Here is a 26,669-nt window from a genome sequence, read left to right on the forward strand (position 1 = left end):
ATCTGCGCCAACGGTGACCTTTTGCCAATCGGCATGAACCTGGCGTGTCGGAGGAAGCGGGATCAGGGCGAGTTTGTCAAACTGCTCGAAGAGCTGCTGGCGGGAGGCGCCAAGGTGACGGCTGACGCGGGCATTCAGCCGTGTCAGCTCTTCGCGAATGGCCGCGTTCAACTCCTCCAGTGAGAAAAAACCCGATTGCGCAGCCGCGCGACAATCCAGCGCTGAACCAACAGCACCGCGCCTTCTGCCTTCGGTTTGTAAGGACGCGCCGGGAGGATGGCCGTTTGATAATGGCGTGCCAGGTCGGTGTAGCTGCGGTTGACGCCTGGCTCATGGAAACATGCGCGCACGACGGCGGATTTTAGATTGTCCGAGACGATCAAGGCCGGTGCGCCTCCGAAGAATTCGAATGCGCGAACATGGGCACCGATCCAGTCCGGCAGCGTCTGGCGCCAACTGGCTTCGGCATAGGTGTAATTCGACGCGCCCAACACCGCAACGAACAGCTCAACGGGTCGACGCGTGCCAGTGGCGGGATCCGCCACCTCCATGCGCACCCCGGAATAATCGACGAACACCATCTCGCCCGCAACATGGCGCTGGCGCGTGGGCGGTGACAACCGCTTCACCCACGCGCGGTAATGCTGGCAATAGGCGGAATACCCATACCCGTCATCAGGGTGACACGCGCGATATTCTTCCCAAAGAAGGCGCAGGGTCACGCCAGAGCGCTTCAACTCCCGGTAGATTTCCGACCAGTCCGGTTCCCCGAACGGATCAGCCTGCGCGCCCGCCACTTGGTGGAAAAGCTTCCGTTCAAGAGCACCCTCATCAAGGTTCTGAACATCTGGCCATGAGAGGCCCGCCTGGGCAGCACGCTGAATATAATTCCGCGCAGAACTCCGACCCAACCCCAGACTCTGTGCAGTCTTACGCGTCGAATACCCCGACGCGCGTAGTCGTAAAACATCCTTGATCTTGCGCATTGGCAATCTTTCCATCTCGCTCTCCTGCATCCTGAAAAGGACGCAGAATACGCAGGGTTAGATCGCCTCGCAGGTTCTGCTCAAAAGGGTGGCCACATGCCGTGGAATATTCAACTTAGGCGCGTTTTCATTGGGAAATTTCCGAGGGCTTGGCATGTGCAAAACGCAGTCTTGCCCATCTGGAAGGCACCGTTGTTGACCTTTCTCAATCAAAAGCGTTTCGCGCCTGAATGGCCGCAGGATGGATACCTTGGGCCAAATCGCGGCTGATCAGCCAAAAATACGCGCATTGCGCATTCCCCAATCGGCGTAGAGATCGGCCATGATCGTGCAAAAATACTGTTCGGTCGCAGTGAGCGACGCTTTGGTGTCTGCAATGCCACCGAACACGGTGGCCTCGTCCCCGATCTGGATGCCGTCAACATCGGTAACGTCGACCGTCAGCGTGTTCATGGAGACCTTGCCCAAGACCGGAGCAAGACAGCCGCCAAGCACGACGGCAGCATCAGGGTCAGCGCCCCGTCGAAACCCGTTTGCATAGCCAATCGAAAGGCACGCCAGCTTCCGGTCCTTGTCCAGACGGCACGCCCGGTCATAGCCGACCGATGCACCCTTTGGATAATCCCCAACGCTGACCACGCGCGCCTTCAAACTCATCGTGGTCTGAAACCCCAGTTCGGGCTTCAGGATACCATAAAAGATCGCACCGCACCGATACATATCGGTCTCAATCGGTTCGTCTGACACCAACGTCAGTGAACTGCCCGCATGAACCAGAATATCTGACCGTTCCAGCGCACTGTTTTCGATGATCCAAGATACCTGTTCCTGAAACAGGTGTGCGCTGGAACGCAGGTTTTCAGGGGTATTGCATGGGAAGTGGGTGCAGATGCCCACGATATCATTGGCCAGCAAATTCAAGATAGATCGGCAGGTCGACTGCCCGTTATCTGTCGAAATCTCGAGCCCGTCGCGCGACATGCCAAAGGCATTCAAGGCCAGATGGGCACGCACGGTATGGCCCGCAGCTTTGAGCGCCTTCAATTTTTCGGCTATGACTAGCGAGCTGACTTGTTCTTCTACCTGTGCTTCCAATGCGTTTTCGATTTCGTCCGGCGTGGCAGCGCGTACGCGAATCAAGCTGCCGTCAAACCCCGCATCGCGCACTGCACAAGCCTCTGCATTCGAGGTGATGCCGATACAAGTGACGCCCTGTGCCTGCATCAAGGGCACGACCTGCGCAATCCCGTGGCCGTAGGCATCGGCCTTGAGCACCGCGCAGAGCCTGCGCCCCGGGGGGACAAGTCCCAGCGCCAACGTCAGGTTTCGGGAAATCCGATCAAGATGAATTTCACACCAGGAGCCGGGGTAGCTGTCTGGGGTCATGATCCGAGCGGGCCCAACAGGCTTTCGACGATTCCACAGAATTGGTCGATCACGATGGGCAGCAGTGCATCGGGGAAATCATAGTCGGGATTGTGCAGCTGGGGCTGAGTTTCACCGGACCCGATGTAAAGCATGGTGGCTTTGGTCCCGTCATCTCCGATGCGCCCGAAATCCTCGGACCAGCGCATCGGCAGCGGCATTTCGTTGATTGCATGCCCCAGTTTCCGTGCGACGTCCCGTGCGATGGCCGTTGCATCAGCATCGTTGACCACGGACGGGAATATGTCGTGCCACTGGACGCCCACCCTAAGCGCGCCCTTGCTGCGTTCCACCTCGGCCAGTGCATCAGCGATCAAGGAGTCCATGCGCGCGTTCGACATGGTCCGCAGGGTCACCCGCAGCTCACCGTCTGCCGGCGCGATACCAAAGGTGGGTTCGCCCAGATTGGCATGGGTCAGCGTGGATAGTGCAAAGGCATCGTCTCCAATCTTGCCGCCGCCCAAGCCCGGCAGAGAGGTCATCAGCTTGGCCATCACAGGCGCGGGCGACAATCCGTCCTCTGGTGCGGCAGCGTGCGAGCTTTTACCCTCGAACAGGATCTGCATGCCGCGCGACGCACAATTGCCGGGCCCGGACCGCAGGCCAATTTCCCCCAAGGGCCGACCGGGCACATTGTGGTAGGCGAACGCGTAGTCCGGGCGGATTTCCGGCCATCTGCCATCTTCGACAACCGCCTTTGCCCCGGCGCCGGTTTCCTCGGCGGGTTGGAACAACAGGATCACGCGGCCTGTTGCTGGCCGCATCTTCAGCCGCATTCCGACGCCCAGCATCGACACCATATGGCCGTCATGGCCGCAAAGGTGCCCCTTGCCTTCGATCAGGGATTTATACGGCAGGTCGGACAGTTCGCGGATTGGCAGCCCGTCAAGCTCACACCGCAGCAATATGGTTGGACCGGGGGCGGCACCCGTGAATTCAGCCGCAACGCCGTGCCCACCCAACCCTTGCCAGATCCGGTCGGTGCCAAGCGCCTCCAGCTCGGCGCTGATACGCTGGGCTGTTGCGATTTCTTCGCCAGAGGCTTCGGGATAGCGGTGCAGGTCATGACGCAGCGCCGTCAATTGCGCAAGTTGGTCGGGGGCGAGGGTTTGCATGGTCATACCTTCAGAACACTTCGAACAATCCGGCGGCACCTTGGCCGCCACCAACGCACATGGAAACGACGCCCCATTTCGCGCCTCGGCGGCGTCCTTCCAGCAGGATATGCCCGGCCATGCGCGCACCGGACATGCCATAGGGGTGGCCAATGGAAATGGCGCCGCCGTTCACGTTCAAGCGCGCATCAGGGATCGACAATTTATCGCGGCAACAGAGAAGCTGGGCCGCGAACGCCTCGTTGATTTCCCACAGGTCGATGTCGTTCACGGACAGGCCAGCACGGGCCAGCAGACGTGGGATGGCCCGCACCGGGCCAATGCCCATTTCTGCGGGTGCGACCCCGGCCACGGCAAAGCCACGTAACGCCCCAAGCGGCGCAAGCCCGCGACGCTCCGCCTCTGCGGCTTCCATGATGATCAGGGCAGCGGCACCGTCGGACAACTGACTGGCATTGCCTGCCGTGACGGTCATGCCTTCGCCTTTCACCGCGGCAAGGCCTGACAGCGCGTCGGCGGTCGTGCCGGGGCGGTTGCATTCGTCCCGTTCAAGGCGCACCGCTTCCTCAAAGGTTTCACCGGTGGCCTTGTCGGTCACCAGCTTGATCGCCTCAACCGGGACGATTTCATCCGCGAACAGCCCGGCTTCCTGCGCTTTGGCTGTGCGCATCTGACTTTGCAGGGCATAGGCATCCTGGGCTGCGCGGGTGACGCCGTACCGCTGCGCGACCACCTCGGCGGTGTCGAGCATGGCGAGGTAATATTCGTCGCGCACAGATGGGTCATGGTAGCGGTAGCTGTTCCAATGCGCGTTCTGCACCAGCGAAATGCTGTCCACACCCCCGGCCAAAGTGACATCGACACCTTCACAGCGCACCATGTGCGATGCGATGGCAATCGCGTTAAGGCCCGACGCACACTGACGATCGACTGTCGCGCCTGCCACACTGTCGGGCAGGCCCGCAGCCTGAACGATATGCCGGGCCACGTTGATACCAGCGGACCCTTGGGTCAGGGCCGAGCCGAAAACGGCTTCTTCCACCTCGCCGCCGCTTAGCCCGGCGCGCGCCAGTGCCGCGTTTACCGCATGGGCTGCAAGGCTGGAAACCTCCAGGTTGTTGAACGCCCCGCGGTAGGCTTTGCCGATCGGTGTGCGGGCGGTTGAAACTATGACGGCATCGCGCATGACTTATACCTCTTCTGTGCCGCACCAATCGGCGATGAACAGTGCAGTTGCCTTGGTAATGCGACGCATGCTTTCCAGATCGACACGTTCGTTGAACCCGTGAATCGCTTGGGCGCGCGGACCATAGACCAGTGCCGGTGTGTCCGCATAAAGCCCGAAAAAGCGCGCATCGGTGGTGGCTGTTATCGCCTCGCGCTGCAAGGCCGTTCCACTGACGCTTTGGTGCGCCATATCCAGCGCCGCAATGGCCGAAGCCGCGTTCGCGGAACTGTCGCGGGACAGTGCGTATCCTTCTGCGTGAAAACCATGATAGACGACCTCGGGCAGTGAATTGCGCAGGAACGCGTTTTCGCGCGCCGCATCCATGATCACCTGTTCGATTTCGGCCTTGGCGGCGTCAATCGACTGACCCGGGAAGATCGCCATGCGGACGTCGAACACGCTCCATGCAGGGACGGAACTGGTCCAGTCGCCCCCCTCGATCTTGCCGATGTTGAGGTTCAGCGCGTGGTCCATGTGCCCGTATTCGTCGGGGCGGTTTTCCGACGCGTTCCAGCGATGCTCCATCTTATGCAAGGCGTGGATCAGCGGAAAGGCCGCCTCGATCGCGTTTGCCCCGGTCCCGGCATAGGCAACGTGGGTCGGCAGCCCCGTGAGGTGAACCTGAAACCAGATGACACCCAATTGGGCGGTGACAAGGTGTTCGGAAAACGGCTCTGGGATCAGCGCGGCGTCGGCGGTGTAGCCGCGCGCCAGACAGGCAAGCGCGCCATTGCCGGTACATTCTTCCTCGACCACGGATTGGAAATAGACATCGCCACCCGGAGCAAGCCCGCAAGTGGTGAGCGCATCAAGTGCAAAGAGGTTCGATGCCAGACCGGCCTTCATATCCCCGCCGCCGCGCCCATAAAGCCAGCCATCTGCGACCCGCGGTTCAAACGGCGGGCTGTCCCACATGTCCAGCGGCCCGGCGGGAACGACGTCGATATGCCCGTTCAGGATCAGCGATCGACCATTTTGCGTGCGGGACCGATGGATGCCGACGACATTCACCGCGTCGTCATAAGGACCCAGCACTGGCGAAAAACCCGGCAAATGCTGGATTTCGGCAATATCTATCTGCCAGCGGTCAAGCTCGTATCCCCGCGCGCCCAGTTCATCAGCCATGAACCCTTGTGCCGATTGCTCGTTTCCACGGGTCGACGGGTGTGCTGTAAGCGCGGACAGAAAAGCGACCTGCCGTTCAAACTTTTGATCGACAGCGTCACACAGGCGGTTTTTCAGGTCTTCATGCATCAGAATTCTCAGAATGTAGGCAGGGGCATATCAGGCACCACCAGCGGCGCGTCGGTTGCTGCAACCACGTCGGCGGCGCTGACGCCTTCTGCGATTTCAACAAGGACAAACCCGACCGCGGTGATGTCGATCACGGCCATGTCGGTGAATATCCGCGACACGCAAGCGCGGGCTGTCAGCGGCAGGGAACATTCCTGCTTCAGCTTGGCGTTTCCTGCACGGTCCGTATGGGTGGTAAGAACAACGACCCGCCGCGCCTTTTGCGCAAGCTCGATTCCACCGCCGACGCCGGGGCTGAATTTTCCGGGGATTCTCCAATTGGCCAGATCGCCTGCGGCACTGACCTCGAAAGCCCCAAGCATCGTCAGGTCAAGCCGACCGGAGCGGACGATGGCAAAACTGGTGGCGCTATCAAAAAAGGCCGACCCCGGAATTGTGGAGACATAAGCGCCACCGGCATCAATCAGGTTCCGGTCAGCCTTTTCCGGGGGCAAGGTCGGGCCGATACCCGTCAGGCCGTTCTCTGTATGCAAGCACACGGGGAAATCCGCAGGCAGGTGGTTGACCACCTTTGTCGGCAGGCCAATTCCCAAATTGACCACCATACCCGGTGCAATTTCCCGTGCGGCACGGGCGACCATGCGATCCCTAACGTCGGACAACGGCATACTCCTTTGACAGTTCACCCAGCTCGGTTAGGTGGTCGACAAATACACCGGGAGTGTGGACATCATCCGCACGGAGCTGCCCAAGCGGCAGAACCCGCTCGGCTTCGGCAATGACGCAATCGGCGGCCGTTGCCATCAAGGGGTTAAAGTTTCGCGCGGTCGCAACATAGGCCAGATTGCCAAAACTGTCGGCGCGATCAGCATGGATCAGGGCCACATCGGCGCGCAAGGCCGGCTCGACCACGTAGACTTTGCCTTGCATTTCAACAACCTGTTTGCCATCGGCCAGTTCCGTTCCGATCCCGATGTCGCTGAGAATCGCACCGATACCAGCGCCACCGGCCCGGATGCGTTCGGCAAGAATACCCTGCGCATTGAATTCCACCGCAAGCTTGCCTGAATTCATCAAAGCAATCGCATTGCAGTTCAGACCAAGGTGCGTGGTAATCAGGCGTGCGACCTGTCCGCTTTGCAAAAGATGATCAATGCCCATGCCGGGCTCGTTCGCATCGTTCTTGATCAGGGTCAGGTTGCGGGCACCATGGTCCACCAGAGCATGGATAAGCGTCATGGGCGTGCCCGGCACCCCGAACCCACCAATCATGACGGTATCGCCATCCTTGATTTCGGCAATCGCATCGTGAATGGCGCGTCGTTTGTCAGGCAGTTTCATACCGCAGGCCCAACCGGCAATCCAACTTCATCGGCAAAGGCATCCAGAGCGTCACGCAGGATCACCATCATATCTTTGATCTGCACTTCGGTGATGATCAGCGGCGGCGCGACAAGGAAATGGTCACCTGCCGTCCCACCCCGCGTGCGACGCGAATAGATGATCAAGCCGCGCGTATACGCCAGTTCGACAAGCCGATCGTAGGCGTTCAGCTTGGGATCGAGCGGTGCCATTGTGGCGCGGTCGGCGACAAACTCGAACGCCGTCAAAAGGCCCTTGCCACGGACATCACCTATGAAAGGGTATCGGTCCATCAATGCGCGCAATTCGGCCATCAACACCTCGCCCATGCGCGCGGCATTTTCGATCAGGCCCTGATCTTCCATTTCCTCCAGCACGGCCAGTCCGGCAGAACAGGCCAGAGGATTGCCCGCATAAGTAAAGCCATGCAGAAACCCGCCCGCATCCAGAACCGGCTCTACCAAGCGCGCGCTGGCGACGATGGCGCCCAAAGGCGCGTAACCCGCGCCAAAGCCCTTGGACATGGCCACGATATCGGGCGTGATGCCCCAGTGTTCAGCGGCAAGAAATTTGCCCGTGCGGCCCGCACCGGTCATGACCTCGTCGTAGATCAACAGCACACCGTATGCGTCGCAGATTTCGCGCACACGACCATAGTAACTGTCCGGCGCGACCAATGCCCCGGTGGAGGCGCCGCCGACAGGCTCCATGATGAAGGCCAATACGGTTTCCGGCCCCAACTCCTCTATCTTGTCGCGCAAGAGCTCTGCATATTTCAGCCCGCGCTCTTCCTCGGTCAGGTTGTCCCGATCCAGATAGGTCGCAGGCGCGGCAATCTTGGGCATCCCCTGCATCATCGGGGCAAATGGTTCGTGCAATGGGGCGTAGCCGGTCAGGTCCAGCGCGCCCAAAGTGCAGCCATGATAGGATGGAAAGCGGGAAATGACCTTGTAACGTGAAGCCTGACCCTGTGTCAGGGCATATTGCCGTGCAAGCTTTATGGCACTTTCCACCGCCTCGGACCCACCCGAGACAAAGAACACGCGGTCCAACCCTTCGGGTGTCATCGCCACGGTCTTGGCGGCCAGATCTTCGGACGGATGGGTGCGGAAATGCAGGCGGTAGCCGAATGTGGCCTTGTCCATCTGGGCCTTGATCTTGGCGAGAACGCGCGGATTGGAATGGCCGATATTCGACACCATCGCCCCGGAAGACCCATCAATGTAGCGTTTGCCGCTCTCGTCGAACAGGTAGATGCCCTCTCCGCGGTCAAGGAATGGGCGCGGATTTCGGGACTGATAGAACAGATAGGAGGGTTGGTCTGTCACTTGGCACCTGCAAGATGTTTACGTAAGAATTCCTTGGTCCGGTCCTTGGTCGGGTTCCTGAACACCACCTCGGGCGGACCTTCTTCGACAACCACGCCCTGATCCATGAACAGGACCCGGTCACAGACCGCTGCGGCAAAGTCCATTTCATGGGTGACGATGATCATGGTCATGTGCTCTTCGGCCAGCTTTTTCATGACCATGTTGACCTCGTCCACAAGTTCCGGGTCCAGCGCCGAAGTCGCCTCGTCGAACAGCATCAGCTTGGGCTTCATCGCCAGCGCCCGAGCAATCGCCACGCGCTGTTTCTGGCCGCCGGACAGCCGCGAAGGGTAATAGTCGATCCGGTCGAGCATGCCGACCTTCTCCAGCTGTTCCTCGGCCAGCGCATCGGCCTGTTCTTTGGACAGACCTTTGAGCATCTTCGGCGCCATGGTGACATTTTCGCGGGCGGTCATGTGCGGGAACAGGTTGAAGTGCTGGAACACCATGCCGATCTGCTGGCGCATCTCGTTGATATGCTTTTCATATTGCCTGTGCGGCAGCGTCTTGTTCACCTGCACCCCGTCCAGAAAGATTTCGCCCCCCGTCAAGGGATCAAGATCGTTGATCGCGCGTAGCAGGGTTGATTTACCGGATCCGGAAGGACCAATGATCGCGACAATCTGCCCGCGCTCTACAGTCAGACTGATATCCTTGAGAACCTCGAGTGATCCGTAGGATTTCTGAGCATGACGAATTTCGACAAAGTTTTTCTGATCGTTCATATTTGGCCCCTTAAGATCAGCGCGAGATTGAGATGCGGCGTTCTATTCTCCACACGACCCATTCCATGCCGAGGTTGATAACGTAGTAGAAAGCGGCGGCCATGAGGTAGAACTCGAACGGCCTATAGGTCGCGCCTATTGCCCGCTGTGCCGAGAGGGTCAGCTCACTTACTCCGATCACCGAGACCAGCGCGCTGTCTTTGAGAAGAGCAATCATATTATTACCGATGGGCGGGATCACGGCACGCACCGCCTGCGGGATCACCACCTTGCGCAGCGCCTGACCACGCGACAGGCCGACGGTCCGGGCGGCCTCCATCTGGCCCTTGTCCACCGACAGGATCGCCGTCTGGATCAGTTCCGAGTTATAGACTGCGAAATGCAGCCCCAACCCAATGATCCCGGCTACGAAAGCCGGCAGGTCGATCCCGATCTGGACGAGGCCGAAATAGATCAAGAATAGCTGCAACAGCAGCGGCGTGCCCATGAACACCCATGCGATCAGGCGAAACGGCAGCCGAATGATCCACGGCCCGTAAAGTGCCGCCACAGCGAACATGATACCACCGAAAAAGCTGAGCACCGCCGCAGCAAGAGTGATGCCTATCGTCCATGCACAGCCCAGCAGGAGGATATCAAGGTATTGGGGAACAACCGAAAAATCGAGGCCCATTGTGTTAGTCCTTCCGGTTCAGTTGATCTGCACTTTGCGGTCCAGCCAGGCGACGCCCCGGCCGGTCACGTAGATGATGATCATGTAAAGAATCCCCGCCAGCAGGAACATTTCGAACGGCTTGTAGGTCGAGCCGATATAGCGCTGCGCCGTATAGGTCAGTTCAATGACCGAAATCGCGGCCACCAATGCGGTCGCCTTGATCAGCATATTCAGGTTCACACCAAGTGGGCGCACCATGAGCCGCGCCGCCTGCGGCAATATGATCCTGTACACCGCTTGCCACGCGCTCAGCCCCAGTGTGCGGGCAGCTTCACGCTGGCCCTTGTCGATCGAGATGATCGCGCCGCGGATTGTTTCGGTCATGTAGGCCCCGGCGTTGATCCCCAGGCCGATGACGCCCGCCTCGAACGCGTCCAGTTGGATGCCAATCTGTGGCCCGCCGAAGTAAAGAATGAACAACTGGATCAGCGCCGGGGTGCCGCGAAACAAGCTGACATAGGCTGCACCCACGAAGCGCAGCAACGCAAAGCGCGACAACCGCGCCGCCGCCCCGAGCGCCCCGCAGGTGAGCCCAATCAGCGCCGTCAGAACCGACAGCAAGATCGTCACCCAGGCCGCCTCGAGAAAGAACGGATAGACCTTGAGCATCAGGTCAATGTCCATGTCACGCCCCTTTTTGCTGATCGCGCGAAAACGGGCGCATCGCCCAAGCCTGTCGGCGGCCTCTTTACACGTCAGAGGTTTTCAATAGGCCGCATCAAGAACAGATACCCCCACCACGAAATGTGGCGGAGGCAAGTTTGGATTTAACGGATATCCGCGCCAACCCACTCTTCAGCAAGTTGCAGGTAGGTGCCATCATCCATCATGGAATCAAGTGCCGCCTGCATTTCCGCGGCCAGTTCGGGATTGCCTTCGCGAATCGCGATTCCCGCGCCGAATGGTTCAGTCGTCGGATCAGCGAACATCTCGAATTCCTGTCCCTTTGCGGTCATCGCCAGAATAGCGGCGATTGAATCGTTCACGATGGCGTCGACACGGCCATTTTCCAGCTCTAGCAGAAGTTCGGGCAGGCCTTTGTAGGTATTGATGTCGTAGCCCCGCGCACGCGCCCAATCCTCGTGGGTTTCGCCCAGGGTCAAGCCCACGCGCTTACCTTCCAGATCCTCAAGGCTGCTGATGCCCGAGCCTGGTTTGGTAAAGATGGCGCGCTTGTCCGAATAGTAGGGGCCGACAAAATCGACGACTTCGTCACGTTCGGCCGTGATGGTCATCGAGCCAACGATCGCGTCGAATTTGTTGGCCAACAGGCCACCGATGATCCCATCCCACGCAGTGGTGACGATCTCTGCTTCGAGGCCCATGCGGCGGGCGATTTCAGCGCCAACGGCAGCGTCGAACCCGACAACTTCGTTCTGATCGTTCACAAAGTTGAAGGGCGGGTAGGCACCCGACATCGCAATGCGGATCACGCCCTTTTCCTTGAGGGTTTCCAGTTCATCTGCTGCGGCGGCGTTCAGCCCGGCGACCGCGAGGCCCGCAGCAACAATGACCGACTTCAGGATCGTACGGCGTAATGTCATGTTCATCTCCATGTTGGTTCATTCGATGCAGGTATTGCACCTTGGAAAATCGGCGGATTGCGCCCGCTCTGAACAAAACACTTGCATGACATCCGTCATTGAGCAAATAGATATCACACATCATCAATATAGATAAGATCTATGACCCTGCCGCACCGCAACCGTTTTCCCTGGAATCTAGACTGGAATTTGCTTCGCACCTTCATGGTCGTCGTCGAACAGCACGGCATATCAAAGGCAGCCGCCTTTCTCGGCCTGAAACAGCCGACGATTTCGTCTGCCCTGAAACGTCTGGAACAGACGGTCGGCAAGACGCTTATCATCCGCAAACCGAACGAATTTACCGTCACCCGCGCCGGTCAAGTCCTTTACACGGAATGCGCCACGATCTTCGGGTGTGTGTCCCAACTTCCGGCCATCCTGCACGAAGACAACGCCGAACTGCGCGGCCATCTTTCGATTGCGATCACCAGCTCGGTCATTTCCGAACACTTCGACGATTTCCTGCATCGTTTTTCAACCGCGCATCCGAGCGTCACGTATTCCTTTTCAGTTCACGAGAGCGACGAGGTCGAAAAGTTGGTTGTACTGAACCGGTCCAGTTTCGGGATTTGCCTGCTGTCGCGACTGCCCGAGACGCTCGAAACCATGGTGCTCTACAAGGAATACTTCGGGCTGTTCTGCGGGGCGCGACACCGCTTGTTCACCGCGGAAAACATCACGCAAGAGGACTTGGAAGGCGAGCCGTTCGTCGCCTTCCAGACCGAAGCCGAAGGCGGGCCGCTCGAGGCGATTTCGATATTGCGGTCCCGGTTGAACTTTTCGCGCAACTGGCGCGGGGTCTCCTCAAGTCTGAACGAAATCCGGCGTTTGATCATGTCGAACATCGGGATCGGAGCCTTGCCGCTGCATGTGGCCGAACAAGACGTCGCCGCAGGACGTATCCGACAGCTGCCGCCCTATGAAGACCTTCCGCAGGTCAGCATCTACCTGATAAGCAACTCCGCGCGGCGGTATTCCGAGGCCGAGGCCGCTTTTCTGCTGGCGATCAAAACTGACATGTCATCCTTCGGCATCGCAGAACGAACGTATGGAAATCAGCCGTTTCGAAATCGCCATATCTAGATTTCTGCGACAAAATGGGCTCTTGGAACAAGCGAACACAGACATCTGGGAGAGGGTGCTTGACCAAGCTGCGGGCCAAGGTTTCATTGGGATTTACTATGACGATTGTCCCCACGTCTTTGCGGAAGGAGCAAAGTCGAACAATATCCCCTCATGCACGATGCCGAGAAAATTCTACTTATCCGCTCGCTCACTTTCGGGGGATTGCCCGACCTCGGATGCCGTTGCTGTCGTACCATTGATCGTAAAGGTGCCATCATTGTGGCCATGAACACTCAGCGTTTGCACATGATCACCTAGCTGTAGCTTTTCACAAGGCTGGAGGCGATCAGCCCCCATCCATCGGCCACAACAAAGAACGCCAGTTTGAAGGGCAGCGACACGATGGCTGGCGGCACCATCATCATACCCATCGACATCAGGACGGCAGCGACGACAAGATCAATGATCAGGAACGGAAGAAAGATCAAGAAACCCACCTGAAACGCGCGCTCCATCTCACTGAGCAGAAAGGACGGAACGAGTACGGAAAGCGGGGCGTCAATTAACGGAGTTTGCGGGTCGAGGTCTGGGCGCAATTCGGCCAGCGCTGCAAATGTATCGTCTTGGATACGGGCCGCCATAAAGGTGCGCAAGGGGTCCATCGTGCGCATAAAAGCCTCTTCCAGCTCCATCGTGCCGTTCATGAGCGGGTCGATGCCGCCATTCCATGCTTCGATAAAAACTGGTTCCATCACGAAATAGGTCAGAAACAACGCCAAGCTGACGATCAGCATATTGGGCGGAGATTGCTGTAATCCGATGGCCTGCCGCAGAATTGCGAAAACGGTCACAATGAAGGGAAAACAGGTCACCATGATTGCGATGCCCGGCACAAGGCTGAGCACGGTGATCAGAACGAGTAATTGGACCGACCGTGTGGCAAGCGAACCATCATCGCCAAGGGTGATCGCGACATCTTGCGCCATGGCTGGCCCCGCCACGAGCAGCAGGGCCAGAGTGGCAATGCACCAAAACCTGGGCATCTTAGGTCAGATCGCCCGTGTCGGACGCCACCTCTGTCAGGCGCACAGCGAGCTGGCCCGGCTCACCCCCTTCCAATTCCTGAAGTTCGCCACGCGCGATCAGGCGGTCACCCACGTAAAGTTCGACCGGGTCTTCGATCCGTTTATCGAGGGGGAGGACCGCATTTTCGCCAAGGCTAAGCAGGTCACGCACCAAGGGACGTGCTTTGCCGACGCAAACCGATATTTCGATTGGAATCCGGTGCAGCGGGTGGCCATCGCCAGCAGTGTCGCGGTTTGCGGAGGTGTCATCCATGAGCGTTTGTCCTGTGTTCTGTGTTGGAAATAGCGGCCAGAGCGGCGTTGATGTGGGATAACAGGCTGTCGGCATCCAGAAGCGTTTCATTGGTGCCTTGCTGAATCCAAGCCGCGTGAAGCGTGAGTGCCGGGTCGGTCAGCACGCGCAACTGCGTGGGCAGAGTTTTCGTCGCCGCCTCAACCGCGTTTCTTTGATCAGGGTGGACGTGAATTTTGATTGGCCCAGCAGCATCAGCCGCAGCGGCATGCAGCAATTGATCAGCAAGCTGGCCTGCGAAGCCGGTTGCGACGCAATGCGGCAGGATTTTTTTGCACAAGGTCTGAAACAGCGGGCCAAGCGATTGGAGCAGCTGACTGCGTGCCTCGGCATAGGTAAAATCAATGTCGGCGATGGATTGCACAAAGGCTTCGGTCAACGCCACAGCATCAGCTTGGGCGGCGGCCCGACCGGCAGCGATGCCTTCTGCGTAGCCGTCATTGAAATCAGCGCTGGGGCCGCTGCGATCAGACACTATTTCTTCGAAGGACTCGAGTGAAAGGCTGTGGGACATTTATGCGCGCTCCTGTGGTGCCGGATCCTCGATCCAGTCTTGGAGAATTTGAATCGTTTCCGTTTCGCGATCCGCAATCATGCGACGCAGGCGCGAGACGGCATCATCGCCGCGGCCCCCCATGCCCAGCATTCCCATGTCGCCGGACATAAAATCATTCATACTGTTGTCATTGATCGCCATCGTCATCGGCGGAACAACGACACCATAGTCGGGCAACGCCTCGACGGTTTGCGGTGCGGCAAGAAGCCGGATCGGTGCCAGAATTGGACGCACCACAAACAATCCCAGGATCAGGGATACAACCGCCAGAACCGCAATCTGGATTAATTGCATCGTGTCCAGCGGCAGGCTTGCTGCGGGGCTGCTGACCTCTGTGCCAAGCGACGCTATCGGCTCAAACGCCATCGATCTGAGGGTGATCACATCGCCGCGCGCCTGATCAATACCAACGGCGGATGAAACCAGTTCTTGCAGGCTCGCCAGCTCTTCGTCGCTACGCGGTGCTGTTGTGACGGTGCCGTCGGCGGCTACGGTCGTCACGTCGTTAACCAAAACGGCAACGGTCAACCGACGCACGGCACCGGGCGCGCGCAGCAACTGACGCTCGGTCTCGGAAACTTCGTAATTGGTCAGGGACCGGCTTTCGGTATTTTCATTACTGGATGCACCACCCGCGCCGCCCGCATCCCCACTGGGCAGGTTTGATGCGACGGTGACATCGCCCCCCCCGCTGTCCGACGACGTGCCTGCGGTTTCGGTAACATCAGTGCTGATCGCGACCCTGCTGCCGGGGTCCACCCGTCGTTCGGTGATGGATTCGGTTTCGGTGACGGTATCAACAGAGATTTCGACAACCGCATTTCCGGCCCCGACGCGGGCGGCCAAAAGACGTTCTGCCCGTTGGCGGAGCGCATCTGCCCGTTCTTCACCGCCGGGCATATTGGCGTTGCCGTCCGCGTCAGACATCAGCCCGCCATCACCGTCTATCACTGCGACCAAATCTGGTGACAGCCCAGCCACAGCGGAGCCGACAAGATATTGCAGCGCCTTGACGTGTGGCCCGGACAGGGCGCCGCCCGCCGTGATCACCGTGACAGCCGCCGTCTGGACCTGATTGCGCTGAAACGGGCGCGTCGACGGCGTTGAGATATGTACCCGCGCCGAGCGGATGTGCGGGCTGGCCAAAATAGTGCGCGCTAATTCCCCTTCTTTTGCGCGCCAATAGGCCGCGTCAAACATCTGTGAGGTTGTGCTGAATCCAGAGAGTGAATCCAGCAGTTCGTAGCCTTGGCTTCCCATAGCGGGCAGCCCCTCGCTTGCCAAAGTCATACGCAGATTGTCGCGTTGCGTGGTCGGCACATAAATCGCGGTGCCGCGCACTTCGTAAGGCACACCGCGCTGATCCAGTGTCGTGAGCACATCACCAGCGGCGCGGGCCTCCAATCCGCCGAAAAGCAACGACATGTCTTTTGTCCCTGCGCCCCGGGCAAGGCTTAGCACAGCGGCAAAAACAGCCACCGCTGCCACGATGACGATTATTCGACGCCGGGCGTCAAGTGCAGACCACACGGTGCTGAGGCTTTGCAAACTGGTTCTCCATCACATTGGCGTTCTGCCTAATGAAGCCTGTCTGCACGATGAGCCTTAACAATCGGTTAGGGCTTGTCGGCTTATGAAGTGTTCCAAAGAAGTTCTGACAGGATACTGGATGACTGCCGAAGCAGACGCGCCCGACAATACCCCAAAGAAGGGGTCGAAGATGCCGCTGATCATTGGTCTGGTGCTGGCGCTTGTCGGCGGCGGCGGCGGGTTTTTTGCTGTGCAGACGGGGTTATTGGGCGGATCTGACGCGCATCGCAAAGGCGCTGATCATGCCGAGAATTCAGCCATACCGCAGGAGCTGACGGTCGCATTCGTCGCTATTGACCCTTTGATTGTCTCACTGCCCGGCAGAGCGGGACGTGACCATTTGCGATTCGCAGCACAACTTGAAGTCCCGCTCGCTTTTGTGGCGGAAGTTGAGGCGATAAAGCCACGTATCGTTGATGTGCTGAACGGCTATTTGCGCGCGGTAAACCTTGCGGAGTTGGAAGATCCGACGGCGCTCGTGCGGCTACGAGGTCAGATGCTGCGCCGGGTTCAAGTCGTCGCGGGCGAGGGCCGGATCAGAGACATTCTGATCATGGAATTCGTGCTAAGTTGAGGGAAAGATAGATGGCTATGATTGCGGATATTTTGCTTGTGGCAGGGGCGCTGGGTGCAGGGCTTTATTGTCATGTGTTATCGCGCCGACTGCGTCGTTTTACCGATCTTGAAAAGGGTGTGGGTGGTGCGGTGGCTGTTTTGTCTGCACAGGTCGACGATTTGACCAAGACACTGACGCGGGCACAGACGACCGCGAAGTCTTCGGTTGATTCTCTGGACGACGTCAGCGCACGGGCAGAAGCCGCCGCGCGACGGTTGGAGTTGCTGGTGGCGTCTTTGCACGATTTGCCAGATCCGGCGATACCGAAACCAAGCGAAAATCCGTTCTTTGTGCGCAGGCCAAACGGCCCGGAGGGCCACCAATGACAGCAAAGATCAGACGGCGTGCCGGCCGCGGCACGCTGCATGTCATCGGCGGGCTTCTGATTGCTTCGGCCATTGTCCGCGTCAGCGCGCATGCGGGTCCCGCGCTTGCCAATGGCAGGCAAGAAGAAACAATGGCCGTCACCGCCACGCCTGTAGTCGAAACAGAGACCAATGCGCTTTTGGCCGCATTTCAGGCGCGCGAAGCCCGCTTGGCCGAGCGCGAAGCGCAAGTGCGTGACCGAATGCAAGCCATGCATGTTGCCGAGGTTGAAATAACCGAAAAATTGGAAGCACTGCGCGCGGCTGAGACATCGCTCCGCGCGACGATCGCGCTGGCAGATACTGCGGCCGCGACAGATCTGGGGCAGTTGACTGCGGTCTATGAAAACATGAAACCAAAAGAAGCCGCCGCGCTTTTTGAAGAGATGCCGCCACAATTTGCTGCCGGGTTTTTGGGCATGATGCGCCCCGATTCAGTTGCTTTGATCATGACGGAATTAGAGCCGGCAACGGCATATTCGTTCAGTGTCGTTCTGGCGGGACGCAACGCAAACACACCAACACAGTAGCCGCTGAGACATCATTAATACCTTCAGTGTAATGATCACGGTGGAAGCCCCAGACCAGGCTTCGGTTGAATAAGGAACATCACTGAATGGTTGGTATTATTGGTATCGTGATCATCTTTGTGATGGTTTTCGGCGGCTACTTGGCGGCTGGCGGCAAAATGGGGATTATCCTGAAGTCCTTGCCGTTTGAGATGATCATGATCGGGGGTGCCGCGGTTGGTGCGTTTGTGATCAGCAATGACATGCCTGCGATCAAGCACACCGTCAAAGATGTCGGCAAGGTGTTCAAGGGGCCGAAATGGCAAGCACAGGACTATCGGGATCTCTTGTGTATGCTGTTTGAATTGATCCGTATCGCGCGCACGAATCCCGTCGCGCTGGAAAGCCATATTGAGGCACCCGATACATCAACGATTTTCGGCAAATATCCCAAAATTCTCGGCGACGGTGAAGCGATTGCCCTGATCTGCGATACGCTACGGTCCGCCTCCATGAACTATGACGACCCGCATCAGGTCGAAGAGATTCTAGAAAAGCGGATTGAGGCAACGCTGCATCACAAAATGCATTCGACTCACGCGCTGCAAAGCATTGCAGATGGCTTGCCCGCATTGGGAATTGTTGCGGCGGTCTTGGGGGTGATCAAGACGATGGCTTCGATCGACCAGCCGCCCGAGGTATTGGGAAAACTGATTGGCGGCGCCTTGGTTGGGACGTTCCTTGGCGTATTTTTGGCCTATGGTCTGGTCGGCCCGTTTTCGGTCAAGGTAAAAGCGGTCATAGAAGAAGATGCGCATTTTCATCAATTGATCCGCGAGGTCCTTGTCGCCAATCTACACGCACATGCGCCCAATATCTGTATTGAGGTCGGGCGCCAGAACATGCCCGGCCACTACCGCCCGAGCTTTTCCCAGATGGAAGATGCGCTGAAGGCAACCAAACAGGATGCGGCATGAGAGCAATCGCATGTCTGTTTGCCTATCTGTGGTCAGCGGGGGCTCTATGGGCTGAACCTGTGCAAATCCGCACGGGAGAACATGCGCAGTTCACCCGTGTTGTTCTGACCATTCCTGTGGGTGCGGACTGGCAACTTGCGCGCGGTGAAGACGGGTATCTGCTGCGTCTGCCAGTCGAAGACGGATACGATACCCGCCGTTTTTTTAACATCATTCCACGTGATCGGATTACGAATGTCTCGCAGAGTATTGATTCGGGCGAGCTGAGCTTGGCCGTCAGTTGCGAATGTAGTGCTGATGCTTTTCTCTATCGTCCGGACACTTTGGTCGTCGATATTCGCGATGGAGCGCCGGATGCAGGTTCGCCGTTTGAAATTCTGGCTGGCCCGCGAATTGAACCGGCTCGTTCTGCCAAGCTCGCTAAGGAAAACACCTATGTGGTCCCCCGCAATCAACTCTTGCCGCTTATTCTGCCAGACTCTGGAATTATTCCCACTGCGGCGCCTGGGGCAGGCGATATTGCTACGACACCAATGGTGGCAAAAACCGAGCCCGAAGCGTCTACACCACTGAGTTTGGACGAGGACTTGAATGCGCTGGAGCGAGCTGTAACAGAAAGTATGGCCCGTGGACTGAGCCAGGGCTTACTGGAGACAGATCTGCCTCTCGGTGATGCCGTGGTGCCGTTGGATGACGCCTTGCGCGATGCTCTTGGTGTTGACGGCGCGCTCGCGCCGGGGGTCCGGGCCTCAACTAGTGTTGACCGCGCGGCCATTCCCGATGACCCGGCCATTAACGTGACACAAGAAGGTGCCACCTGTTTGCCCAGCGCATATTTTGACGTTGGCAGTTGGGGTGACGAGCAACCGTTTGCGGCGCAACTCAGTGCTGCGCGAGCCCGTTTGACCGGCGAATTCGATCATACGGAGGAGGCCGCCGTGACCAACCTCGCCCGTACATTCGTGTTTTTTGGGTTCGGGCGAGAGGCGCTGCAAGTGCTAAAGCTTGACGGAATCAACTCGCAGGAGCGGCGCTATCTTGCCGCAATAGGGCAGATTGTGGATGGGGACCCCTGGGAATCTGGATTATTTGCACAACAGGTCAGCTGCGCCACGCCTGCTGCATTGTGGGCTATCCTTGCATCAGGCGATGGGGCACTGGACGCACAGATGGACCGATCTGCCGTACTTAATGCATTCAAGGCGTTGCCGTTCGGTTTACAGTCTCATCTGGGGCCACGGCTGGCCGAAAAGTTCATCGCTATTGGCGACAATGATGGCGCGTCGCAAGCGCTGGCAGCCGTAGGGGGGGCGACCCCCCCCCCGATTGACGCCGAACTTGCGGAAACCGCATTGACGCGGGCGCTGGGTGAGCCGGAGATTGCCATGGCGGATTTGGCCGAAATCGCGAGTACCGATGCACGCATTACGCCCGAAGCCATGACAGAGCTTTTCGTCGAAGCCGTGAAGAGCGGCCTGCTGATCCGCGATGAAGATTTTCTACTTGCCGATGCCCTTCGATTTGAGAACGGGCAACTGCCCGTTGCAGTTGATCTCGCTATGGCCCAAATACGCGGCTATCTTGCCGGGGATCGGTTTACGGCGGCCAGTGCGCTATTGCATGAGGAAGCAGGCGCAATAGGGGCAGAACGGCATCTGGCCCTATCGACTGAACTTGCACATGCAGCGGTCGCGAGAATGCAGAATGCACCATTTCTAGAGTTTGCGTTTAGCGCGCTGCCAGACCAGATGGCACCAGAGACTGAAAACGCACTGGCGCGGCGGCTGTTGGACCTGGGGTTCCCGGATCGGGCGGGTATTGTGATCGCTGACAGCGTAGCTGGAGATGCGGCAACAGAACGATCATACTTGCGCGCGGAAATTGCACTGTCGATCGGTGCACCTGATCTTGTCAGAGCAGCACTTGTGGCAATTGACAGCGACCGCGCCACGGCACTGCGCCGAATTGCCAATGATGCGCTATCTGGCGACGCGGTCGTTGCCGATACATCCGCTGGGGTCGACACGGAGCAGAGCCTTTGGCGGCGCGGCGTCTGGCGCAACTTAGCGGAATCCGAAGATCAACTTTTGCAGGCGGCCTCGTCTGTCGTGCTTGGTCAAGAGGTCGCCCAATTGGACCCTGAAACGCCATTGGCGAACGGTCGGGCCCTTTTGGATCAATCGGCCGAATCGCGTGCGGTTCTGGATGACTTGCTGACGCGGTTCGGCGCGCCGGAACAATTTTGATGTATCGGGTGAAAACTTACGAATTCTCAACCTGTCGAACATAGCGTCTGGAAGCAGGACAGCAAAAAGGTGCGCGATTTCATGCATGGCAGAATGCCAATGTGGCCTAGCTCTCATGCCGGAATTGGTGTGGCTATTTTCGTGTTGTCCGTCATTTTGGCTGGCCAGGCTCGCGCACGCGCATCAGAGCAATGCTTGGCGGCGGCACAGCACGCTGCGACTGAAACTGGCGTACCCTACCCGGTGCTTTTGGCAATCTCGCAAACGGAAAGCGGCCGCAGGATCGGCGATACGGTACAGCCGTGGCCGTGGACGCTGAATATCCGTGGCGATGGGCAATGGCTGGAAACGCGAAGCGCTGCATTAACCTTGGCTCAGGCCAGCGTGGCCAGGGGCGTGACCCTTTTTGATGTTGGGTGCTTTCAGATCAACTATCGCTGGCATGGCCAACATTTTGCATCGCTTGATCAGATGTTGGACCCAGACGCCGGTGCCGTATATGCAGCCCAGTTTTTGCAGAAACTATATGCGCAAACTGGCGATTGGTCTGCAGCGGCTGGTGCCTATCATTCGCGCACTCCGGTTTATGCCGCGCGCTATCGGGAACGCTTTGATCGTTTCTACGTCGCAGCGCAAAACGGGTCACCCCCCGTGATGGCGGCTGCGACCCGAATCAACACATTCCCACTGCTCCGTTCTGGCGCAGGGCAGACTACCTTGGGGTCGCTTGTCCCCTTTTTTGAGGGAGGCTAAGACATGATCGGATTGTCACTACGCGACATATTCCAGCCCACGATCCTGCTCGCCCTGGCTCTCATGGCGGTGATTGTCATGATGATTCTGCCGATGCCCGCCTGGGTGCTGGACATCGGTTTGGCCGCTTCATTCGCCCTTGCTATCTTGATGTTTACGGTCACGTTGTTCATCGACCGTCCACTTGATTTTTCGGCGTTTCCAACAGTGCTGCTGGCGTCACTGATGTTGCGGTTATCGCTGAACGTATCGTCGACAAAACTGATCATTGGCGAAGGACATACCGGCACCGACGCCGCAGGGGAAGTTATCGCCGGATTCGCAATGTTTGTGATGGGCGGCAATGTGTTGCTTGGGGTGGTCGTCTTCTGCGTCCTGCTGATTGTGAACTTTGTCGTCATCAACAAGGGCGCCACGCGGATGGCTGAAGTGGGTGCGCGGTTCGCATTGGATGCGATGCCCGGCAAACAGTTGGCAATCGACAGCGACATGTCGGCCGGCGCTATCGACCACAAAGAGGCCAAGGCGAGGCGCGAACGCGAACAAGCCGAGACAACATTTTTTGGCTCGTTGGACGGTGCGTCGAAGTTCGTAAAGGGCGATGCCGTCGCGGGTTTGCTGATCACGGCCCTGAACCTGATCATGGGGCTGATCATCGGGATCACGATGCATGGAATGCAGGTCGGCCAAGCATTTGAAACTTATGCAATTTTGACCGTTGGTGATGGGCTGGTGTCGCAGATCCCCGCGGTCGTCATTTCTATTGCATCTGCCCTTTTACTGGCGCGTGGCGGGGCCACCGGGGCCACCGACTTGGCGCTTGTCGCACAGTTGGGCCGTCATCCTGCGGCGCTGGCCACAGTTGGCATTCTGATGGGTCTCTTCGCGCTCGTGCCCGGGCTGCCATTTTTGCCGTTCATGGTCGGCGCCGTCACCCTTGGCGGATGCGCGTACGCCGTTGCATCCTCGGCGCAAAAGGCAGCCCGGATCGCAGCAGCCGCGCCACAACCAAAAGATGACGGTCCGCGGAAATCATCAATGGGAGACATGCTGGACCTTGATGACATTCATGTCGAATTTGCGCCCGATCTTGTTGAAATGGTGCTTGATCCGGGAACAGGGCTGGACGCGCGGATCGCAAATATGCGCAACCATGTCGCCACCTCGTTTGGAGTAGTGTTGCCCGAAATTCGGCTTACCGATAACGCGGCACTGCCGCGGGGCTTCTATGTTGTGCATGTCCAAGGCGTCGAGCAGGTACGCGACAAGCTAAACGCGCATAAAGTACTGGCCCTGATGAATGATGGCGAGTCGACAGATATCCCCGGCGAGATGGTAAAAGAACCGGTCTACGGCGCGCCCGCCCGCTGGATCGACGCAAAAAATCAAGAGGCCGCAGCGTTGGCAGGGCTGACAACTGTGCAGCCAACAGAAGTGCTGGCCACGCATCTGCTCGAGATTGTGAAACGCAATTTTTCCCGGCTCCTGACGCTCAAGGCGCTGCGCCGCCGGCTGGATGAAATGGTCAACCTCAGCGATCCGGCCCGGGCCGAGGCAAACCGCAAGATGCTGGACGAGCTGATGCCTGACAAGGTGCCGGTCGATGTTTTGCTATCCGTTTTACGGCTGTTGTTGGAAGAGCGCGTTTCGATCCGCAATCTGCCCTTGATCCTTGAGGCGACGGCGGAGGGACGGCAACTGTTTCAGACGGTCGATGGGATCACCGAACATGTGCGGCAACGGCTGGGGTTTCAACTGGTCGCACAGATGCGCCGACCAGACGGGACAATCCCACTGGTGCAGTTAGCGCCAGAGTGGGAAGACACATTCACAACCTATGAAATCCGGACGGACCGTGGCGGCGGGGACGTGGCGCTGCCACCGGAAAGCTTTAACCAACTGGCTGACGGGATCGCCGAAAAACTGGGGCAGGCCGCAGCGTCGGGAGCCTATGCGGCGGTCGTCACGTCGATGAGGCGGCGCAGGTTTTTGCGGACGGTCATGGCAGCCAAGGGCATCATGAACCCCGTCTTATCGTTTGAGGAAATCGGAATTGATGCGCGCCCCGCTCTTGTCGGTTTGGTTCCGGCATGATTGCTGACCTACTGCCGCTTTTGCCGCTGTCGCAATCTGTTCTTTGGACGGGCTTTGCGGTTTTCGTGCGGATCAGCGCGATGATGGCCGTCCTGCCTGCATTCGGGGATCAGGTCGTGCCAATCCGGGTGCGGCTGGCGCTGTCGGTCATGTTTACGCTGGTTGTCGCGCCGACCGTAACGTCAGAAATCGGCCCGCTACCCGACGCGCCGTTGCAGGCAATGGCCCTGCTGGCCCCCGAGGTTCTGGCCGGTCTTTTCTTTGGAATTTTTCTGCGTTTCTTTGTCTTGGCCCTGCAAATCGCAGGCTCGATCGCGGCACAGTCGACATCGCTGTCGCAGATATTTGGTGGCTCGGCAGGCGTTGATGCACAACCAGCCATCGGGCATCTTCTGGTAGTTGCAGGAACGGCATTGGCGGCCATTTCGGGACTACATATCAAGGCCGCCGCCTATATGATTCAAAGCTACGTGATGGTGCCATTTGGGGTCGCGATGCGGCCGGAAGTCATGGCAAGCGCGGGTATGGCCGAAGTCGGGCGCATCTTTGGATTGGGTTTTACGCTGGCCGCGCCTTTCTTGATTGCATCGCTGATCTATAACGTGGTCCTAGGCGTCATAAATCGCGCAATGCCACAGTTGATGGTGTCGTTTGTCGGCGCCCCCGCGATCACGGCAGGTGGCCTTTTTCTGTTGCTGCTGACCGCCCCCATCATGCTGGGGATTTGGCTGGCCGCGTTTGGCGATTTCATGGCCGCACCGTTCGGGATATCACCGTGAGCGACGACGATGAGGGCGAAAAACAGTTTGAGCCGAGTCAGAAAAAGCTGGATGACGCCCGCGCCAAAGGCGAGATTGCAAGGTCCGCCGACCTGACGACGGCGGCGGCATATGGCGGCTTTCTTTTGGTTGGGCTGACGATGGGACCCGCCGCACTCATCGGCCTTGGCACAGCGTTGAGCGTATTGTTGGGCCAATCCGACGCGTTGGCACGGCTGACATTTGCAGGATCTGGAATGCCTCTGTCGGCGGGAGTTTTGCAGCACGTTTTCTTTGGTGTGGCGCCGTGGTTTGGGTTGCCTGCCATTCTTGCTATTCTGTGTATCGTTGCCCAACAGGCGTTCATTGTCGCGCCCAGCAAATTAGAGCCAAAACTGGACCGCATATCGCCACTGTCGGGACTGAAGAACAAATTTGGGCGCCAAGGCCTGTTCGAGTTTGGCAAAAGTCTGACCAAATTGATTATTTATTGCGTGATAATGGGGTTTTTTCTGGTCGCACAGATGGGCCGCATTGTCGGGTCCATGTATCTGGAACCAGCCTTGATCGTGGCTGAACTGGGGCACATGGTGATGGCGCTGATGATGCTGGTGTTTCTGGTCGCTGTCGTCTTGGGCGGTATTGATTACCTGTGGCAGCGAGCGGAACATATTCGCAAGAACAGGATGACCCGCAAAGAGTTGATGGATGAGATGAAGCAGGCCGAGGGCGACCCTATCATGAAGCAACAGCGACGCCAAAAAGGGGTCGCCCTTGCAATGAACAAAATGCTGGCCGATGTGCCAACGGCGGACGTGGTGATCGTGAATCCAACGCATTTTGCCGTCGCACTGAAGTGGGATCGTATGGCGGGTGCCGCGCCGATCTGTGTCGCCAAGGGCGTGGATGAAACCGCCGCCATGATCCGCGAACTGGCTTATGAACATGGTGTTCCCGTGCATTCCGACCCGCCTACGGCACGCGCCTTGCATGCCGGTGTTGAAATCGGTGGCGAAATTTCGCCAGATCATTACCGGGCCGTGGCTGCGGCGATCCGCTTTGCCGAAAGTATCCGGCAGAAGGCGCGCCAGCGATGACCGGCAGGAAAGACTTTGATGGTCTGGCCGAGCTGGCCGCGCTGCATTTTCGCGCCGCCCAAGCGGAGATGGCCGGTATTCTGGCGCGCGAGACTCGGCTGCGTCAGAATCTGGCACAGTTGATCGAGAGCAAGCAGAACCAAGCGCAAGCGCCGCGCCAATCCGGCGATACTGCGCTGGTCGCTGGGGCCGACATCCGGTGGAATCAATGGGTGGATCAACGCCGCGCCATCATCAACGCCGAGCTGGCACAGGTACTTGCCCTGAAGGAAGGCAGCCGCGCGAAACTGAAAAAGGCATTTGGGCGGGATCGGGTCACACAAGCACTGCAAGCCAACGCGATTGCCAAACAGATGCGGGGTCGCAGGCGGCGCGAAGCCTACGAATCCTGACGCACGATATCGACGATCAACACATCGGTGACCTGTACGCCTGCGATACGGCGTGCATTGCGCAACAGCTCGTTTCGCAGCGCGCGCATTGTTGTTCCGTTCGTAAAGTTCCCCGAAAACCCCCCAATATTGGCATGATCGAACATGACCTGCAAAAAGGCGTCACGCAGTTTGGGCTCTACGGCGAAGACCGCCGCCTGGCTGCCAATTGTGACCTCTAGATTAAGCGACATGACCACCAAGGCTTCCACGGCGCCATCTTTGACGACCGGAATGACGAATTGATTATTGAGCTTCACATATTCGCGTTCTTGTGTGATTTCGACCGCCTCTGCATCCGTGACATGGCCGTCCGTAGCAATGGGATCGCCGCAGGGATCGCCCTCGGCCAACATGTCTTCGTTTGGCCCAGGCTTGAGAAAAAGCCCCGCGCCCACCCCGGACCCGATGCCAATCAACAACAGCAAAAGCGGCAGCAACAGACGTTTCATAAGTAGCCCTCCTTGGG

Annotated in this window: 28 protein-coding genes; 11 read left to right on the forward strand and 17 right to left on the reverse strand. The window is 58.4% G+C overall.

All coding sequences use genetic code 11. The features are described 5' to 3' along the window. Window positions 1-167: 167 nt before the first annotated feature. From istA to QZ196_RS09980, 12 genes are all read right to left on the reverse strand, one after another. Window positions 168-1,001 (reverse strand): IS21 family transposase, encoded by an 834-nt coding sequence (gene istA, locus QZ196_RS09925; protein ID WP_296425960.1) that lies wholly within the window; start codon window positions 999-1,001, stop codon window positions 168-170. Between the two features lie 255 nt (window positions 1,002-1,256). After that, complete coding sequence (locus tag QZ196_RS09930; RefSeq protein ID WP_296425963.1) at window positions 1,257-2,372, reverse strand: alanine racemase; 1,116 nt, start codon at window positions 2,370-2,372, stop codon at window positions 1,257-1,259. Beyond that, window positions 2,369-3,526 carry an amidohydrolase gene (locus QZ196_RS09935; RefSeq protein WP_296425965.1) on the reverse strand — a complete coding sequence of 386 codons (1,158 nt, stop codon included), beginning with the start codon at window positions 3,524-3,526 and terminating at the stop codon, window positions 2,369-2,371. Before QZ196_RS09935 ends, QZ196_RS09930 begins: the two co-directional genes overlap by 4 nt. Window positions 3,527-3,536: 10 nt before the next feature. Continuing rightward, window positions 3,537-4,712, reverse strand: coding sequence for an acetyl-CoA C-acyltransferase (locus QZ196_RS09940; RefSeq protein ID WP_296425967.1), 1,176 nt, complete (start codon window positions 4,710-4,712; stop codon window positions 3,537-3,539). A 3-nt stretch (window positions 4,713-4,715) separates the two neighbouring features. Continuing rightward, entirely contained in the window at window positions 4,716-6,008 is a 1,293-nt protein-coding gene (locus QZ196_RS09945; protein ID WP_296425969.1) for an ArgE/DapE family deacylase, read from the reverse strand. Window positions 6,009-6,016: 8 nt separating this feature from the next. Then, window positions 6,017-6,676 (reverse strand): 3-oxoacid CoA-transferase subunit B, encoded by a 660-nt coding sequence (locus QZ196_RS09950; protein ID WP_296425971.1) that lies wholly within the window; start codon window positions 6,674-6,676, stop codon window positions 6,017-6,019. Further along, window positions 6,657-7,349 carry a CoA transferase subunit A gene (locus QZ196_RS09955; protein WP_296425973.1) on the reverse strand — a complete coding sequence of 231 codons (693 nt, stop codon included), beginning with the start codon at window positions 7,347-7,349 and terminating at the stop codon, window positions 6,657-6,659. The genes QZ196_RS09950 and QZ196_RS09955 overlap by 20 nt, the downstream gene beginning before the upstream one ends. Next, complete coding sequence (locus QZ196_RS09960) at window positions 7,346-8,698, reverse strand: aspartate aminotransferase family protein (RefSeq protein WP_296425975.1); 1,353 nt, start codon at window positions 8,696-8,698, stop codon at window positions 7,346-7,348. Before QZ196_RS09960 ends, QZ196_RS09955 begins: the two co-directional genes overlap by 4 nt. Then, window positions 8,695-9,465: an amino acid ABC transporter ATP-binding protein gene (locus tag QZ196_RS09965; RefSeq protein ID WP_296425976.1), complete on the reverse strand. Its 771-nt coding sequence runs from the start codon at window positions 9,463-9,465 to the stop codon at window positions 8,695-8,697. Before QZ196_RS09965 ends, QZ196_RS09960 begins: the two co-directional genes overlap by 4 nt. A 16-nt stretch (window positions 9,466-9,481) precedes the next feature. Continuing rightward, complete coding sequence (locus QZ196_RS09970; protein WP_296425977.1) at window positions 9,482-10,138, reverse strand: amino acid ABC transporter permease; 657 nt, start codon at window positions 10,136-10,138, stop codon at window positions 9,482-9,484. A gap of 18 nt (window positions 10,139-10,156) precedes the next feature. Then, window positions 10,157-10,804, reverse strand: coding sequence for an amino acid ABC transporter permease (locus tag QZ196_RS09975; protein ID WP_296425979.1), 648 nt, complete (start codon window positions 10,802-10,804; stop codon window positions 10,157-10,159). A gap of 143 nt (window positions 10,805-10,947) precedes the next feature. After that, window positions 10,948-11,724: a transporter substrate-binding domain-containing protein gene (locus QZ196_RS09980; RefSeq protein WP_296425981.1), complete on the reverse strand. Its 777-nt coding sequence runs from the start codon at window positions 11,722-11,724 to the stop codon at window positions 10,948-10,950. Between the two features lie 141 nt (window positions 11,725-11,865). Here QZ196_RS09980 and QZ196_RS09985 point away from each other — a divergent pair, with 141 nt between their 5' ends. Continuing rightward, window positions 11,866-12,849, forward strand: coding sequence for a LysR family transcriptional regulator (locus tag QZ196_RS09985; RefSeq protein ID WP_296425983.1), 984 nt, complete (start codon window positions 11,866-11,868; stop codon window positions 12,847-12,849). 296 nt (window positions 12,850-13,145) lie between these two features. Here QZ196_RS09985 and fliP read toward each other — a convergent pair whose 3' ends face one another. Genes fliP through fliF form a run of 4 tightly spaced genes read right to left on the reverse strand, consistent with a single transcriptional unit; the run spans window position 13,146 to window position 16,312 of the window. Further along, window positions 13,146-13,874, reverse strand: coding sequence for a flagellar type III secretion system pore protein FliP (fliP, locus tag QZ196_RS09990; protein WP_296425984.1), 729 nt, complete (start codon window positions 13,872-13,874; stop codon window positions 13,146-13,148). A gap of 1 nt (window position 13,875) precedes the next feature. Beyond that, the gene (locus QZ196_RS09995) at window positions 13,876-14,169 is read right to left on the reverse strand and encodes a FliM/FliN family flagellar motor C-terminal domain-containing protein (protein WP_296425986.1); all 294 of its coding nucleotides are present in this window, start codon (window positions 14,167-14,169) and stop codon (window positions 13,876-13,878) included. Continuing rightward, window positions 14,162-14,722, reverse strand: coding sequence for a hypothetical protein (locus tag QZ196_RS10000; RefSeq protein ID WP_296425989.1), 561 nt, complete (start codon window positions 14,720-14,722; stop codon window positions 14,162-14,164). Before QZ196_RS10000 ends, QZ196_RS09995 begins: the two co-directional genes overlap by 8 nt. Then, complete coding sequence (gene fliF / locus QZ196_RS10005; RefSeq protein WP_296425991.1) at window positions 14,723-16,312, reverse strand: flagellar basal-body MS-ring/collar protein FliF; 1,590 nt, start codon at window positions 16,310-16,312, stop codon at window positions 14,723-14,725. Window positions 16,313-16,433: 121 nt separating this feature from the next. Between fliF and QZ196_RS10010 the strand changes: the two genes are divergently transcribed. The 10 genes from QZ196_RS10010 (at window position 16,434) to QZ196_RS10055 (ending at window position 26,161) form a co-directional block, all read left to right on the forward strand. Continuing rightward, complete coding sequence (locus QZ196_RS10010; protein ID WP_296425994.1) at window positions 16,434-16,928, forward strand: flagellar basal body-associated FliL family protein; 495 nt, start codon at window positions 16,434-16,436, stop codon at window positions 16,926-16,928. 11 nt (window positions 16,929-16,939) lie between these two features. Continuing rightward, window positions 16,940-17,296 carry a hypothetical protein gene (locus tag QZ196_RS10015; protein ID WP_296425996.1) on the forward strand — a complete coding sequence of 119 codons (357 nt, stop codon included), beginning with the start codon at window positions 16,940-16,942 and terminating at the stop codon, window positions 17,294-17,296. Continuing rightward, window positions 17,293-17,865, forward strand: a complete 573-nt coding sequence (locus QZ196_RS10020; RefSeq protein ID WP_296425998.1) for a hypothetical protein — start codon at window positions 17,293-17,295, stop codon at window positions 17,863-17,865. Before QZ196_RS10015 ends, QZ196_RS10020 begins: the two co-directional genes overlap by 4 nt. Window positions 17,866-17,951: 86 nt before the next feature. Beyond that, window positions 17,952-18,821, forward strand: coding sequence for a flagellar motor stator protein MotA (motA, locus tag QZ196_RS10025; RefSeq protein ID WP_296426000.1), 870 nt, complete (start codon window positions 17,952-17,954; stop codon window positions 18,819-18,821). Next, on the forward strand, window positions 18,818-21,067 hold the full coding sequence (locus tag QZ196_RS10030; protein WP_296426002.1) for a hypothetical protein: 2,250 nt from the start codon (window positions 18,818-18,820) through the stop codon (window positions 21,065-21,067). The genes motA and QZ196_RS10030 overlap by 4 nt, the downstream gene beginning before the upstream one ends. Window positions 21,068-21,196: 129 nt before the next feature. Continuing rightward, window positions 21,197-21,820, forward strand: coding sequence for a transglycosylase SLT domain-containing protein (locus tag QZ196_RS10035; RefSeq protein ID WP_296426004.1), 624 nt, complete (start codon window positions 21,197-21,199; stop codon window positions 21,818-21,820). Window positions 21,821-21,823: 3 nt separating this feature from the next. Beyond that, on the forward strand, window positions 21,824-23,914 hold the full coding sequence (flhA, locus tag QZ196_RS10040) for a flagellar biosynthesis protein FlhA (RefSeq protein WP_296426006.1): 2,091 nt from the start codon (window positions 21,824-21,826) through the stop codon (window positions 23,912-23,914). After that, window positions 23,911-24,693, forward strand: a complete 783-nt coding sequence (locus QZ196_RS10045; RefSeq protein ID WP_296426008.1) for a flagellar biosynthetic protein FliR — start codon at window positions 23,911-23,913, stop codon at window positions 24,691-24,693. Before flhA ends, QZ196_RS10045 begins: the two co-directional genes overlap by 4 nt. Beyond that, window positions 24,690-25,769, forward strand: a complete 1,080-nt coding sequence (locus tag QZ196_RS10050; RefSeq protein ID WP_296426009.1) for a flagellar type III secretion system protein FlhB — start codon at window positions 24,690-24,692, stop codon at window positions 25,767-25,769. The genes QZ196_RS10045 and QZ196_RS10050 overlap by 4 nt, the downstream gene beginning before the upstream one ends. Further along, window positions 25,766-26,161: a hypothetical protein gene (locus QZ196_RS10055; RefSeq protein WP_296426010.1), complete on the forward strand. Its 396-nt coding sequence runs from the start codon at window positions 25,766-25,768 to the stop codon at window positions 26,159-26,161. The genes QZ196_RS10050 and QZ196_RS10055 overlap by 4 nt, the downstream gene beginning before the upstream one ends. Here the strand turns inward: QZ196_RS10055 and QZ196_RS10060 are convergent. Continuing rightward, window positions 26,149-26,652: a flagellar basal body-associated FliL family protein gene (locus tag QZ196_RS10060; RefSeq protein WP_296426011.1), complete on the reverse strand. Its 504-nt coding sequence runs from the start codon at window positions 26,650-26,652 to the stop codon at window positions 26,149-26,151. The two genes, QZ196_RS10055 and QZ196_RS10060, sit on opposite strands and share 13 nt — an antisense overlap. Window positions 26,653-26,669: the final 17 nt, after the last annotated feature.

The organism is Yoonia sp. (genome assembly GCF_017854565.1).
GTDB lineage: Bacteria > Pseudomonadota > Alphaproteobacteria > Rhodobacterales > Rhodobacteraceae > Yoonia.